The organism is Anaerobiospirillum sp. NML120448 (assembly GCF_023050945.1).
GTDB lineage: Bacteria > Pseudomonadota > Gammaproteobacteria > Enterobacterales > Succinivibrionaceae > Anaerobiospirillum.
Genome location: NZ_JALKIM010000087.1, coordinates 1 through 14,241 on the forward strand (window position 1 = coordinate 1; position 14,241 = coordinate 14,241).

Here is a 14,241-nt window from a genome sequence, read left to right on the forward strand (position 1 = left end):
ATTAGCTTATCCAAGCCGCCTTTATTCACTAAGAGCTTTAAATTATCGCTATGTAGCTCTTCTGCTTTAATAGCATCTGCATTATTGCTTGAGACCACAAAAAATATCTGAGGAAATTCCGCTGCCAGCTCATTTACCAAGTTAACTAATGTTGGGATATCAAAACTAAAGCCTCTTTTTAGGCAGTTGGCGCTTAAAGGGTTAAATATAGTCAGTTTTTGCCCTTGATAGCCAAGATCCAAAAGCTCTTGGTTTATTGCCTCTTGTGCCTCTTTAGAAGGGCTTAGTCGTGCTTGATTCAGATCAGCTTGGTCTAATGCCTGCTTATAGAGTTTAGGATTAAGCTGTTTTGCTAAAAACTGATAATGAAGTACTTCTTGGGTCTTCCAGCGCTGAAAATAAGGAGTAAAGTGTAGTCTAGGCGTAAAAAGAGCTTTAAAGTAGCTAAAAGTTACAATATTAGGACAGTTAGAGCGTAATGCTGCTTTAATAAAAAATGAAGATCTTTCTGCCAGAATTACAGCATCTGCACAAGGATGGTTGCCCTGTTCATCTTGATAGCCATTAATTTCTTTAATAAAAAGTTCAGCTGTTTGATCCCAGGTCAGATCATCTTTAAAAATACGGATAACTTTATTAATAAAACCTAGTCTTTGATAAAGCTCATAAGCTACATCATTGGCAGTACAAACAATCTCGGCATCTGGATACATTTGTCTTAGGATAAATAGAGACGGAATGTATACAGTAGTATCACCTAAGCTAGAGTGAGCATGAAAAACAATACGCTTTGCTACAATTTTCATTTAAGAAGCACCTTACTCAATATTTTGAATTTGCTCGCGCATTTGGTCTATTAACACTTTAAGTTCTACAGCAATATCAACTAAATCAAGAGTACTGGCCTTAGATGCTAAGGTGTTGGTCTCACGCATTAGTTCTTGCATTAGAAAGTCTAGTTTCTTGCCAGTGGCTTCATAAGGTTGATCGTTTGGTTGAATAAGCTCTAAAACAGCCTTAGTGTGACATTTAAGGCGGTCATACTCTTCTGTGATGTCACTTTTTTGAGACAATAGAGCTACCTCGCTTTCAAAGCGGCTAGGATCAATATCGATCTTAAGCCCTTTAATTTTTTGCATTAAGCGCTCACGTTCCATGGATACCAAGTAAGGTTGCTTAGCTCCAATAAAAGATAATAGTTCTTCAACCTTGTTAATTTTTTGCTCAAGAATAGCTTGTAAGGACTCGCCTTCTTTAATTCTTTGCTGATCAAACTTTTCTAAAACTTGATTAAACAAATTAAGAATAATTTGTTCCTGCTCTGGTGAAATGGTTGAGCAGATTATGGCTTGGCTAGAACTATCGGCATTATGAGCGTGATTAATAGCAACGCCAGGAAAGGTTAAGATTCTTAAAGCATCAAATTGGTAGTCAGTATGGTTAGCTTCATTGCGTAGCTTGATCTCTTTTTGAATCATGCTTAGATGATCTAACACACTATTGAGCACTTGAGTGTTGAGTTCTAAAGCATTTGAGTCTTGGAGCTGATAGCTAATACTGATATTAATCTTGCCACGCTTAATCTTGTTTTTAAGGATGCGATTAATTTCCTGCTCTAAAGAGCCTAACTCGTAATTGCAAGAGCATAAAGACTCAAGATAGCGGCTGTTAACTGCTTTAATAGCAATGGAAATTACATCGTTATTGCTTGGGTCGCAAGTTTGCATACTTGCATAACCAGTCATACTCTTAATAGCCGTCATAAAAAGATCCTTTGCTCTTAACTTATTATTTTGGTGCATAAACAATAGATTATATTGTTTTGCTAATAGTTTATAAAATTATATTTTAAACTATTAACTTAAGGCTTAAATTAGCCATATTTCTTTCATTGCTATGCAGTAAAAATTTATTGAAAGTTAGCAAATGTTTCCTTCCATCGTTTAACGATACTGCTAGCGTTGTAGTTGTTTCTCTATATATTCAGGTACATATGTATAAGTCCATTAGAGAGCTTATATCATGAGGATTTATTATGAGTAAGGATAATATCAGAGTCTATTATTGGACATGGTGTTTTAACTTTGGTGATGAGCTCTCTGAGTATCTTCTTTACCATTTAACAGGGGAGCATCCTTTACTGGTTGCTATGGACGAAAAAAACAAACTGTTAGCAATAGGCTCAATTATTACTCATAAGAGTCTTTATACTGATAGCTATATCTGGGGATCTGGATTCTTATCGGAAAGAATAAGAGTAAAGTTAAAAGCTTTTCCTTTAACCAGATACTTTTCTCAGCTCTTTAATATGATTGGTTGCAAAACAAAAATCTATGCATTAAGAGGCCCTTTAAGCAGAAAAAAGATTGAAGGTCAGTCTTTAGCTCAATACTTAAATAGTAAGATGTTTGTTGATCCTGAGAACTTAGCTTATGGCGATCCAGCTGTACTATTGCCTCTTATTTATCAGAGCAAGTCTGCGAATACCACTTCAAAAGTAGGGCTAATATTGCATCACAGTCAATCTGTGGCAGATGAGGTAAAACAGGCCTTAGAGCAAAATGGCATTAGGATTATTAATATTGAGCGCCAAGGATACGAAGCTATAGAAAGCTTTATTGATGAAGTGTGCTCGTGCGATAAGGTCTTTAGTGTTTCGCTGCACGGAATCATTGTTGCTCAAGCTTATGGTATTCCTGCTCAGTGGTTGCAAATAGAGGATTATCCGCTGCAGAACCATAATGAATTTAAGTTTAATGATTACTTTTTAGGTGTCGGCTTAGAACCTCAGCAACCATTAAGAGTTTCTTTACAAGACGAACCTCATAAGTTAGTTGAGCTGTTGAGTAGTTTTGATGTTCCTAAAGCAACTTTTGATCTTGCTTTGGTGCAACAAAGGCTTTTAAAGGCTTTTCCTTTCCCAGACAAGCTCAAAGGGGAGTTTAGGCAGATAGAGTAGCTTAATGCTCTAATTTTGTGTTAGCTACATACAGGGGCATTAGGGCTAACTTTTGGTAAAATAGAGCGAATTTATGCGTATTAAGATTTCTTGTTAGAGACTAGAGCTCTTAAATCTGTGTAACTTTAATTTATGTAAGGTTTTATCATAGAGAAGAAACTTTAAGGATATGGCGCATTAATATTGTTATTTGCAACTTATTTTAAAAAATGTTGGTTTGATCATGGCTAAGAATATTTTATTAATCGCAGGTGGAGATAGCTCAGAGCACGATATCTCCTTAATTTCTTCAAAGTATGTTGAAGAACAGCTACGTAAAAATAGCGATTTTAATGTTCTAAGTTGTGTTTTACATAACAACCAGTTCTTATTAGAAGATAATAAAGTAGGTTATTTTTCCATTAAGAACAACTTTGTAGTCCAAAGCAGTGATGGCACTCAAGAAACTTATGTAATTGATTGTGCTGTACCTTGCTTACATGGCTTTCCTGGTGAAACTGGAGACATTCAGTCACTTTTAGAGCTCCACTGCGTTCCTTATATTGGTTGTAAGGGAGAGGCAAGTTTAAATTGCTTTAATAAGGTTACAACTAAGTTCTATTTTGATGCTCTTAATATCGATAACACCCCTTCTACCTTTATTGGCGATAGTTCAGAGTCCTCTTTAAAGAAAGCCCATGATGCCTTTAATCGTTTTGGTAAAGATGTTTATGTAAAGGCTGCTAGCCAGGGCTCTTCTATTGGCTGTTACCATGTAACTGATGAAAGTGAGCTTGATAAATGCTTATTAGAGGCTCTTACTCTAAGTGATTTAGTTTTAATTGAGCAAACTATTGAGCATCGTGAGCTGGAAATTGCCGCTTATGAGTATCAAGGTCAGCTTTATGTAACTGAGCCTGGTGAAATTGTGATCCCTAAAGATAAGTTCTATACCTTTGATGAAAAGTATAGTTCTGATAGTTCTTCAACCACTAGTGTTGAGGTCGAGGACTTATCACCGCTACAGCGTGAGGTTATGGCCAGTATGGCTACCCGTGCTTTTAAGGGATTAAATTTAAGACACTTGTCTAGAATTGATTTCTTCTTGGCTACTGATGGAAAAATTTATATCAATGAGATTAATACTTTCCCAGGCATGACCCCAATTTCAATGTTTCCTAAGCTTGTAGAGCATAAGGGCCTCAAGATGTCTGACTTCCTCTCTGATTGCGTCTATTCGGCTATTGCTGAGCAGGCAAATAAGTAATTTCAGTATTGTTTAATTTAAAAAGCGCACAGCTAAATTAGGGTTGATGCGCTTTTTTATTTATAAAATCTTATGTTTCTTGTGTAAGATCTTATTTTGAAGCTGATACTTAGGCTATCTACTGCTAGCGCTAGTTATGCAATATCCACAAAAATAATGTAGTAAACAGTCATAATTGTCTGTTGTCAAAAGCAATATCTTTTTACTGATGGTTTGTTTTTAAATGTCTTTTATCAAAAAAATAGTACCTATTTCTTTGGTACTAATTAATGCCTTTATCATTGGTTATTTTTCGTTAAAAATAACAGGTAGACAATTGCCTACTGATTTTGTAAGACCTTTTTTAGTGTCTATGTTGTCTTGGTGGGCAATTTATCTGTTATTAAAGGCTAAACATAAAAAGAGTGCTATTGGCTGGACAGTAGTATTAACTATTTTTCAGAGCGTAACTGCAATTTCTTATAGTTACTATCAAAGCATTGATTCCTTCTTTACAGGCGATGATGTAGTAGCAATCGCTCAATCTAATGTTGAGGAGCTATATGATTTTGCTGAGCATTATATTTTTAATACCAGCACTCTTGCATATGGAACCTTATTAGTAATTCTTTCTGTAATTACCTTAGGCTCTTTGGCTCAATGTGCTAAAGCTCAGTCTTTGCGTTTTAAAAAGTCAGCACTAGTAGTATCAGTATTATTTATGGTCGCTTCGGTAGTAATTGTTACTCAGTTAAGACCAGTAAAGTACTATCGTTTAATGGTTTCTGACTTAGAGAACAAGATTGCTGCATTTCATGAGCTTACCGCTAAAATCGAAAGTGGCTCTGTGTCTAATGCTAAAAAAGAGGGTAAGGGCGAGCTTTATGTGCTGGTAATAGGCGAGTCATTATGTCGTGATAATATGGGGGTTTATAATCACTCTATAGATAATACCCCGTTCCTTTCTTCGTTAGCTAAGCAAGATAATACTATTTTGTTTAACAATGCTTATTCGTCATTTGTTAATACTGTGCCATCAGTTACTGCATCTTTTTCCCAGGGAAATATTCATACTGGTTTAACCTTCCCTCAAGGTGAAAACTTGATCTCTATGGCTAAAAAGAGTGGTATTAAGACTCATTGGATTTCCAATCAAGTAAAAAATGGCAATGCAGATACTCCAATTGGAGCTATCTCAAGCTTAGCTGATAATTCTTTCTTTACTACAAACTATGTCTTTGATGGCTCATATTCACAAAAGCCTGATATGGTTTTAATTCCTCATTTAGAAAAACTAAGTCAGGAATTAGATAGCTCACAGAACAATTTTGTGATTGTTCATATTATGGGTAACCACTCTCCTTACTATAATCGTGTTCCTAGCGACTATCCGCAGATCATGATTAATGAGTCCTCTCAAGTAGGTAGATTGGTTTTAGATGCAGAGCTCTTTAGTACTACTTTTGATGGCGCTACTCGTTACGATAATTACTTAACTGCGGTGAAATATAATGATGAGTTCATGCATGAGCTTTACAATATTTTTGCCAAGCGCCCTGATTTCCAAGCTATGGTGTACTACTCTGACCATGCTGAGGCAGTACATTATGTAGGCGTTATGGAGGGGAAAGAAAAAAGCGCTCCTGTAGGTCGCCATAATGTAGCTCAATTTTCCTATGCTATGAGTCGCATTCCTTTTATTGTTAGTGTCTCTGATAGTTTTAAGAGCAAGTACCAAGATACTTTCTTGGCTTTAAATGACAATAAAAACAAAATCGTAACTAATGATACTCTTTACGATTTTATGCTCGACTTAATGCAGGTGCAAAGTGATGCCATTAACTACCAGCTATCGGCAGCTAATCCTAAATTTGATATGGGAGCTGAGGATGGTATTAAGTTATTAGCTGATAAGCAGGTATCTTTAGATCCTGAGTATATTGCTAATATTACAGCTCTTGATCCTATAGCAGAGCGGGCGTTCATTAGAAGTGCCAATGCCTTGTTTAAGGCTAATAGCCTTTTAGCTAAAGGATATAAAGGTCTGCATGTTAATACTATAGAAAATGATGATAAGCTTTATATCAAAGCACTAGCTAAGTTTAATGACGACTTTGTTACTTTGGATGAGTATCTAAAACAACTTTCCAATCCTAAAGCAAAGGTATTAGTCTCTTTAGATAAGGATATAAATTCGGATCTCATTAAGCCATTTTTAAGTGATGATAGGCTTATTTTTTTAGTTCAGGATAAAGGTCAGTATGTAGTGCTTAAGAATTTGGGCTTTAATAATTTAGTACTACAAACTGATTTAAACATGTTAGATAGTCTTGATATTCAAACTTACAATAAGATTTGTGTTGACTACGATATGTTTGTTAACAATCAAGTTAAACTAAATCCTTGGATAGAAAGTGCTAAGGTAAACAACAATGATGCTCTATATGTATTCTCAACAGAGCTTAGTGTTCAAGAGAAAAAGTCTGTAGAGACCTTAAAGAGCTTACCAAACTTTGTAAAACTAGTTGTTAACTATGACAATGCATTTAATTCTGACTTTTAATTTGATTGCGTTTTAGTGTGTATTGTCTAAAGGCCCTTAAGATAAAGGGCCTTTTTAAATGATTTTATTAACAGCGCATTGTCTCTCGAGGTAAATATGAGCGATAAGATTGACCCAAAAGACAAGCAGCAGGTGGCTGACAATTTGGATTTAAGAAATAATGACCATCAGGAGCCAAAAGAGGCAATTAGTGATGATTTAAAGCATGAGCAAGAGGTAGCAGTAGAAGCTGCCAAGCCACAATATCATCCTATGATATTAAGTGATTTATCAGCTCAACGCTCTACTTCATTTTGGCGTGGCTATAAGCTGTTTTGGCCTTTTTTAAAACCTTATTGGTTGTTAGCTCTATTGGGAGTATTGCTTACTATTCCTGTAGGTGCTTTAGATGCTGTTATTGCTTTATTCTTAAAGCCTTTTACAGACAATGTAATGGTAAACCAGCAGGTTGAAGCTGCTTATTATGTGCCTATCATTATTATTGGCTTTACTATAGTACAAGGTATCTTCATTTATGCCTCTTCTTTAGTAAACAGCTATGTTGGTGGTGCTATTAATTTATTAATAAGAGCAAAGCTTTATGACAAGCTCTTATCTTTTGATAGCCGCTTTTACGATGCTAACAATTCAGGCTCTGTAATTTTGCGTTTCTTTAATGATGCTGAAAGTGCTTCTAGTGGCTTAATATCTAATATGAAGCTCTTTTTAACTAAGTTTTTCTCATCATTATCGTTAGTGGGTGTTTTACTTTATAACTCTTGGCAATTAACCATTGTTGCCATTGGTGTCGTTTGTTTCTTAATTTTACCTATGCGTATTGTGCGCAAAAGAGTAAAAGGCATTGTTAACAAGTCGGTATCAGCCTCAACAAGCATGATTACCTTATATAACGAGACTACTCTGGGCTCTAAAGTAATCAAGAGCTTTAATTTAAAGCAATACATGTATGCTCGTTTTTATGAGCAAGCTGATTTCTTGTTTAAGATGGGGGTAAAGCTAGTTAGAGATACTAATTGGCTATCACCTGTTATGCACTTTGTCAGCTCTTTAGGTGTAGGTGCTGTTTTATATTTAGGTGTAGACATGATTATTAAGGGACAAATAACCTCTGGCGAGTTTGTGTCCTTTTTAGCTGCTTTAATCATGCTCTATACTCCTCTTAAGAGCATTGGTAATAATTACATTCAAGTACAAAGTGCCTTATTAGCTTTAGACCGTATTAATGATTTGCTTGAGTACGAGTCATTTGAAAATGGCAAGAACGAGGGCACTAAAAAGCTAGATGGCATTAAAGAAGGCATTGAGTTTTCTCATGTAGCTTTTTCTTATACTGGTCAGGTAGATGTCTTAAAAGATATCAACTTTAAGGTAAAAGTTGGACAGAAAGTAGCGCTAGTAGGTAACTCAGGCGGCGGTAAAAGTACAGTTTGTTCTTTAATCACACGTCTTTATGAAGTTAAGTCAGGTACTATTGCTATTGACGGTGTTGATATTAAAGACTACTCGCTAGAGTCATTAAGAAGCCAAGTAGCTTTTGTTTTCCAAGATAACTTCTTATTTGCTGGAACCATTAGACAAAATATTTTGTTTGGCAAATCAGATGCTACTGAAGAAGAGATTAACCTAGCTCTTAAAAGTGCCTATTTAGATGAGTTTGTAGCCTCTTTAAAAGATGGTTTAGATACTCAAATTGGAGAAAGAGGCGTAAGTTTATCTGGTGGTCAAAAGCAACGTTTGGCTATTGCTCGAGCCATTATTAGAAATGCTCCTTTAGTAATTTTAGATGAGGCAACCTCTGCTTTAGACAATAAGTCAGAAAAAGTAGTACAAAAGGCCCTTGATGAATTAATGAAAGGACGTACCACTTTAGTAATTGCTCACCGCTTATCTACTATTCGTGATGCTGATGTCATTTTAGTTGTAAATGATGGCTATATAGTTGAGCAAGGAACTCACGATAGTTTATTAGCTAAGAGCGGTGCTTATGCTGCCTTGTATAACTCCCAGTTCAAAGTTAAAGAAGAGCAAAGTAGCATCAACGAGGATCAAACTAGCGATGCTGATACCCAAGAGAGCAAAGCCGATGGTGGGGAAAATAAGGCTTAAGCAAGTATAAGCATGATAGGGGATAGTTAGTTATCAGTTTATTATTTGCTGATAGCTCTATCCCTTACGGCATTCAAAAAATTTCTTCCGTACGTACAGAGTAAGAGCCCAGAAAATACCAATTAACAATAGAGCTTGGCTGCTTTTAGACTATAGACATTCTTTGGCCGTTGTCTTTTGAACAAACTATGAACTCTTAAAGTTCAATTGTTTTGGGGTGTGGCAAGCATGATAAAAGTAAAATTGAACAAGTTTACTCTCTGTACAGTGGGAAAAATTTATGCTCTGATAAAAAAAGATCATGTGCTTGGCTTTTGCTTGTTTTTTATTAAGACTTTGGTAGGGTGTAGTGAAATTTTTCTAAAGGAAATTAAAAGATTATGTCTTTAACTTTGCCAGATGATTTTGGTAATACTCCTAAAAAAGAGCTTAAAATTCCTAAGGGAATGAATAAGCTTTTAATGCAGGTTTGTTGTGCTCCTTGTTGTGGTGCTGTATTGGAGTGTTTTAAATACCATAATATTAGCCCTACACTATTTTTCTATAATCCTAATATTCATCCTAGAGCTGAGTATGAAAAGCGTAGAGATGAGCTAATTGAGCTGGCTAAATTATTAGGTTTTGACTACATCATTCCAGAGTATGACCCTAAACCTTGGTTTGCTAAAGTAAAAGGTCTAGAAAGAGAGCCAGAGCGAGGAGCTCGTTGTTCTGTTTGTTTTGGCGATCGTATGTTGGCTACAGCCATGTATGCTAAAGAGCATGGCTTCACTCATTTCACTACTACTTTAGCCACCTCTCGATGGAAAAACAAAAAGCAGGTAGATGCTGCTGGCTTTATTGCTCAAGAGGCAAGTGGAGTACCTTACTGGAGTGAGGATTGGCGTAAGGAAGGTTTGGTAACAAGACGTTATCAATTAGTTAAAGAGTTTAACTTCTACAATCAGCTCTATTGCGGTTGCATCTTTTCACGAGATAATGATGCTTACCAAAAGAATGAACCTAACAGCATTAAGTCTATCTCTTTTCCTGTTGCTAAAGAGCAAGTGCACAATCTAAGTGATGAGACCTTAGCCTCTTGTAAGGAAAATGACCAAGATATTAAATTTGATTTAAAAGAAGACTTGCGCTGTCGCTGTTAAAAAAAGGGGATGCAAATTTAAAGCATCCCCAATTTTTTGTAGGGCTTATTATTTAAGCGCCATACTGCTCACGATAGGCAAGCATGTCATCAAGGTGAGCATTTAATTGTGGATCATCCTTGATATAGGTAACCAAATCATCAAAAGAAACAATTGAAACAATCTCAATGCCTAAAGTGCGTTTAGCTTCATCAATAGCACTTTCTTGTCCTTGTCCCTTTTCTTTACGATTTAAAGCAATTAAAGCAGCCTTAAAGTTTGCGCCATTAGCTTTAATAATGGCATCAGACTCTCTAATAGCAGTGCCAGCAGTAATAACGTCATCAATTAACATGATGTCGCCTTTAAGTGGAGCACCAACTAAATTGCCGCCTTCTCCGTGATCCTTGGCTTCTTTGCGGTTGAAGCACCATGGAGTATTAATCTTATGCTCAGCACTTAAAGCCATTGCAGTAGCACAAGCTAAAGGAATGCCTTTATATGCAGGTCCGAAAAGTACATCAAAGCTGATCTTGCTATCAACTAAGGCATGGGCATAGCAAGAGCCTAAAGTGTAAAGATCTTCACCTGTACAAAAGCCTCCAGCATTGAAGAAATAAGGGCTTTGACGGCCTGACTTTAAGGTAAAGCTTCCAAACTTAAGCACGCCACGTGCTAAAGCTAATTCAATAAATCTACGCTGGTATTCTTGCATTTTGCTGCTCCACAAATATACCAATGAATAAAAGCTCTAAGAAAAAAAGGAACTTAGAGCTTATAAGTTAAAACAATTGATTATGCTCTACGCCAAGTAGTGCCATTAGGGCCATCTTCTAAAACAACGCCCATAGCGGTTAACTTATTGCGAGCCTCATCGGCAGCAGCAAAGTCCTTGCGAGCTCTAGCCTGTTTGCGCTCTTCAATTAGTGACTCAATAACTGCTACATCATCGTCTACGCCATCAGTTTGGCCTTGTAAGTATTTAACAGGATCTTGGTATAAAAGACCTAAAACTGATGCTAGCTCAACTAATCTGCCTGCTAAGCCACTGGCCTCATCTTCTTTTGTAGTATTTACTGCTTTGGCAAGCTCAAAGAGAACAGAAATGGCTCCTGGAGTGTTGAAGTCATCATCCATAAAGCTCTTAAAGCGCTCTACATACTCCTCGCCACCCTTAGCAGCGCCTACTTTTACATCACGTAAAGCGGTGTAGAGACGTGATAGTGATGATTTGGCGTTATCCAAATTTTCTTGAGAGTAGTTAAGTGCGCTACGGTACTGTGCTGATAAGAGGAAGAAACGAATGGTCTCAGCATCGTACTCTTTAAGAACATCTCTAATAGTAAAGAAGTTACCTAAGGATTTAGACATTTTTTCGTCATTGATCATGACCATGCCAGAGTGCATCCAGTAGTTAACGTACTTGCTATCATGGGCACAGCAGCTTTGTGCAATTTCATTTTCGTGGTGAGGGAAAATTAAATCAGAGCCACCACCGTGAATATCAAAGTTGTCGCCCAAAATTTTTGAGTTCATAGCAGAGCATTCGATATGCCAGCCTGGACGGCCCTTACCCCAAGGAGAGTCCCACTCTGGCTCACCTGGTTTTGCCATTTTCCAAAGCACAAAGTCAAAAGGATTACGCTTTGATCTTTGCACCTCAACACGTGCACCAGCCTCAAGCTCTTCGAGTTTTTGTCTAGATAGACGGCCATAGTCCTTAAATTTATCAATGGCGAACATAACGTCACCATTGTCAGCTACGTAGGCAAAACCCTTATCAATAAGCTTTTGTACTAATGCGATAATTTCAGGAATGTTTTCAGTAGCACGAGGCTCAACGTCTGGACGAGCGATATTAAGCTTGTCAAAGTCCTGATACATTTCATTGATGAAATGCTCAGCTAATTCCTTAGCATCAATACCCTTTTCATTAGCACGTTTAATAATTTTGTCATCGATATCAGTGATATTTCTAACAAATTTAACTTTGAAGCCACGATAGCGTAAATAACGAACAATCATGTCAAAGCTTACAAAAGTGCGTGCATGGCCGATATGGCATAAGTCATATACAGTTACACCGCACACGTACATGCCAATTGAGCCAGGGGTTATAGGAACGAATTCCTCTTTTTGTCGGTTAAGGGTATTGTAAATCTGTAGCATTTTTATCTCACAAAGCTATTCATTGTGCTAAATTTACTGTTAAAAATCATTTAAAATAACGTTGTTCTCTAATTTTAACAAGCAAGGATTAGAAATGGTAATTATTAAGACAAATCTTGGTGAAATTGTTATTGAGTTAAACACCGAAAAGGCTCCTATTACTTGTGAGAACTTTTTATCTTATGTAAAGAGCGGTCACTACGTAGGTACAATTTTCCACCGTGTAATTCCTGGTTTTATGATTCAGGGTGGTGGTTTAACTCCTGACATGCAAACTAAAGAGACTAATGCTCCAATTAAGAACGAGGCAAACAATGGTTTATCTAATGATAAGTTCACCATTGCAATGGCTCGTACTAGTGATATTAATTCTGCAACTTGCCAGTTCTTCATCAACACTGTTGATAACAGCTTCTTAAATTATAAGAACGATTTTGAATATGGTTATTGTGTATTTGGCAAAGTAGTTAAGGGCGAAGATGTTGTTTTAAAGATTGCGTCTGTTGAGACAGACAACCACTCTTTCTACCCTCACCGTGACGTGCCTGTAGAGCCAATTGTAATTGAGTCAGTTGAAGAGGTTGACTCTATCTAAAAATTATTAAGGGCATAATTTAGGGTTATGTTCCTTATTAAAAATTAATAATAGGGCAGTCAATTGGTTAATTACTGCCCTTTATTTTGTTAAATATCTCCCAATCACTGCTCTTTATTATAAGAGGTTGTTAATGGCTGTATTTGTAATTGCTGATCTTCATCTTAGTAACAGCACTCCTGACTTGCTAGAAGGCTTTACAGGTTTTATTAACAAGTTAAAAGATGGCGATGAACTTTACATTATTGGGGATTTATTTAACTTTTTTGTTGGCTTAGATCAAAGCAATCAAGCTCAAAAATTAGTAGCTAAGGTATTGTCTCAAGCCAAAGAGCGAGGCATTAGTAGCTATTTTATTAAAGGTAACAGAGACTTCTTAATGACTGAGTCGGAGGCTAAAAGTTTAGGTTTAACTTTATGTGATGATATTTGTCTAATAGAGAAATCTGGTAAACCTATACTACTTTCCCATGGGGATCTTTTTTGTACTAATGATCTTGGTTACCAGAAGTATTACCGCTTAGTAAATAATAAGTTTTTACAACTTTTATTTAGAATGTTGCCTTTGTTTGTAAGAAGAAAAATTGCTTCACGTATTAGAGAGCAAAGTAAGGATGCTCACTATCACAGAAGAGACCCACAAATTTATGGTGTAGTACCTAAAAGCATTGATAATATTGCTAAAGACCTTTGCGATAAGAACAGCTGCTATAACTCTTTGGTGGTGGTTCATGGTCATATACATGAGTTTAGCTTTTTTTCTCATGAGGGAGATTTTGTTACCTCAAGGTATGTTTTAGGTGCATGGGGCAATCAGTTTAGCTATTGGGCAATTACTGATGATGGACACATAGTCTTTAAAGAGCTAGCTTTATCTAAGCTCAAGCAACAGGATCTAAGTTTGTTAAGCTAATAGTATAATGATCTTATAGGTTGCTATTGTTTTGAGAATTTTGTTTTAATACCTATAAAACTTTAGTAAAGTATGTTAACTTACTGCTTGTGAAATATTGTTGTTTTTCGCTGTAAGAAAATCATATAAATAAAGGATTTAACAAAAGATCCTTATTTATATTGACAAAAATTGCTTTAACAAAATAGGTATTTATTGAGCTATTTTTGCTTTAACAAATAGGCGTAATTATCCACCTATAACTCGAAGAGTTTAGGTGGAGATGTAAGCCTACATCTTGATAACATTATAGCGGTCGATCTTGATTTTCTATATATTCTCTCAAAACAGATAGAGGAGCACCTCCAACTGAAATTAGGCAGTAAGCTCTTGACCACATAGAATTTGTTCCCAAATAAAATTGACTTAAATAAGCAGATTAGTGTTTTCTTATGTGTTTTGAGGTTTTTGATAAATTTACTTGGCAGTATCGAAGGATTCATGTCAACAAGCAAATAAACATGATCCTGCTCTCCATTAAATTCCAAGATAGATATCCTCCATCTATCAGCAAGCTCCTTCATTTTTATTTCCAGATCTAAAAGCACTTC

Annotated in this window: 11 protein-coding genes; 7 read left to right on the forward strand and 4 right to left on the reverse strand. The window is 36.2% G+C overall.

Annotated elements, in window-relative coordinates; all coding sequences use genetic code 11:
* Both MXE38_RS10835 and MXE38_RS10840 read right to left on the reverse strand, forming a co-directional pair.
* Positions 1 to 806 (reverse strand): hypothetical protein (locus MXE38_RS10835; protein ID WP_246914701.1); only part of this gene is annotated, 806 nt, incomplete at its 3' end.
* A 12-nt stretch (positions 807 to 818) separates the two neighbouring features.
* Entirely contained in the window at positions 819 to 1,763 is a 945-nt protein-coding gene (locus tag MXE38_RS10840; RefSeq protein ID WP_246914704.1) for a YicC/YloC family endoribonuclease, read from the reverse strand.
* Between the two features lie 272 nt (positions 1,764 to 2,035).
* On the opposite strand from MXE38_RS10840, the gene MXE38_RS10845 reads away from it, so the two are divergent.
* From MXE38_RS10845 to MXE38_RS10865, 5 genes are all read left to right on the forward strand, one after another.
* Positions 2,036 to 2,959 carry a polysaccharide pyruvyl transferase family protein gene (locus tag MXE38_RS10845; RefSeq protein WP_246914707.1) on the forward strand — a complete coding sequence of 308 codons (924 nt, stop codon included), beginning with the start codon at positions 2,036 to 2,038 and terminating at the stop codon, positions 2,957 to 2,959.
* Between the two features lie 223 nt (positions 2,960 to 3,182).
* Positions 3,183 to 4,205, forward strand: a complete 1,023-nt coding sequence (locus tag MXE38_RS10850) for a D-alanine--D-alanine ligase (RefSeq protein WP_246914715.1) — start codon at positions 3,183 to 3,185, stop codon at positions 4,203 to 4,205.
* Between the two features lie 223 nt (positions 4,206 to 4,428).
* Positions 4,429 to 6,747 (forward strand): phosphoethanolamine transferase, encoded by a 2,319-nt coding sequence (locus tag MXE38_RS10855; RefSeq protein ID WP_246914719.1) that lies wholly within the window; start codon positions 4,429 to 4,431, stop codon positions 6,745 to 6,747.
* A 96-nt stretch (positions 6,748 to 6,843) separates the two neighbouring features.
* Positions 6,844 to 8,853, forward strand: a complete 2,010-nt coding sequence (locus MXE38_RS10860; protein WP_246914730.1) for an ABC transporter transmembrane domain-containing protein — start codon at positions 6,844 to 6,846, stop codon at positions 8,851 to 8,853.
* Positions 8,854 to 9,233: 380 nt separating this feature from the next.
* Positions 9,234 to 9,995, forward strand: coding sequence for an epoxyqueuosine reductase QueH (locus MXE38_RS10865; RefSeq protein WP_246914736.1), 762 nt, complete (start codon positions 9,234 to 9,236; stop codon positions 9,993 to 9,995).
* Between the two features lie 52 nt (positions 9,996 to 10,047).
* On the opposite strand, the gene pyrE is transcribed toward MXE38_RS10865, so the two are convergent.
* Positions 10,048 to 10,689, reverse strand: coding sequence for an orotate phosphoribosyltransferase (gene pyrE / locus MXE38_RS10870; RefSeq protein WP_246914742.1), 642 nt, complete (start codon positions 10,687 to 10,689; stop codon positions 10,048 to 10,050).
* Positions 10,690 to 10,769: 80 nt separating this feature from the next.
* Positions 10,770 to 12,143, reverse strand: coding sequence for a cysteine--tRNA ligase (gene cysS, locus MXE38_RS10875; RefSeq protein WP_246914748.1), 1,374 nt, complete (start codon positions 12,141 to 12,143; stop codon positions 10,770 to 10,772).
* 94 nt (positions 12,144 to 12,237) lie between these two features.
* On the opposite strand from cysS, the gene MXE38_RS10880 reads away from it, so the two are divergent.
* Both MXE38_RS10880 and MXE38_RS10885 read left to right on the forward strand, forming a co-directional pair.
* The gene (locus MXE38_RS10880) at positions 12,238 to 12,738 is read left to right on the forward strand and encodes a peptidylprolyl isomerase (protein WP_246914753.1); all 501 of its coding nucleotides are present in this window, start codon (positions 12,238 to 12,240) and stop codon (positions 12,736 to 12,738) included.
* A 133-nt stretch (positions 12,739 to 12,871) separates the two neighbouring features.
* Positions 12,872 to 13,651 (forward strand): UDP-2,3-diacylglucosamine diphosphatase, encoded by a 780-nt coding sequence (locus MXE38_RS10885; RefSeq protein ID WP_246914759.1) that lies wholly within the window; start codon positions 12,872 to 12,874, stop codon positions 13,649 to 13,651.
* Positions 13,652 to 14,241: the final 590 nt, after the last annotated feature.

Coding starts and splice junctions, on each gene's coding strand:
- MXE38_RS10840 (WP_246914704.1), bottom strand. CDS start 1,763: ATGACGGCTATTAAGAGTATGACTGGTTATGCAAGTATGCAAACTTGC.
- MXE38_RS10845 (WP_246914707.1), top strand. CDS start 2,036: ATGAGTAAGGATAATATCAGAGTCTATTATTGGACATGGTGTTTTAAC.
- MXE38_RS10850 (WP_246914715.1), top strand. CDS start 3,183: ATGGCTAAGAATATTTTATTAATCGCAGGTGGAGATAGCTCAGAGCAC.
- MXE38_RS10855 (WP_246914719.1), top strand. CDS start 4,429: ATGTCTTTTATCAAAAAAATAGTACCTATTTCTTTGGTACTAATTAAT.
- MXE38_RS10860 (WP_246914730.1), top strand. CDS start 6,844: ATGAGCGATAAGATTGACCCAAAAGACAAGCAGCAGGTGGCTGACAAT.
- MXE38_RS10865 (WP_246914736.1), top strand. CDS start 9,234: ATGTCTTTAACTTTGCCAGATGATTTTGGTAATACTCCTAAAAAAGAG.
- pyrE (WP_246914742.1), bottom strand. CDS start 10,689: ATGCAAGAATACCAGCGTAGATTTATTGAATTAGCTTTAGCACGTGGC.
- cysS (WP_246914748.1), bottom strand. CDS start 12,143: ATGCTACAGATTTACAATACCCTTAACCGACAAAAAGAGGAATTCGTT.
- MXE38_RS10880 (WP_246914753.1), top strand. CDS start 12,238: ATGGTAATTATTAAGACAAATCTTGGTGAAATTGTTATTGAGTTAAAC.
- MXE38_RS10885 (WP_246914759.1), top strand. CDS start 12,872: ATGGCTGTATTTGTAATTGCTGATCTTCATCTTAGTAACAGCACTCCT.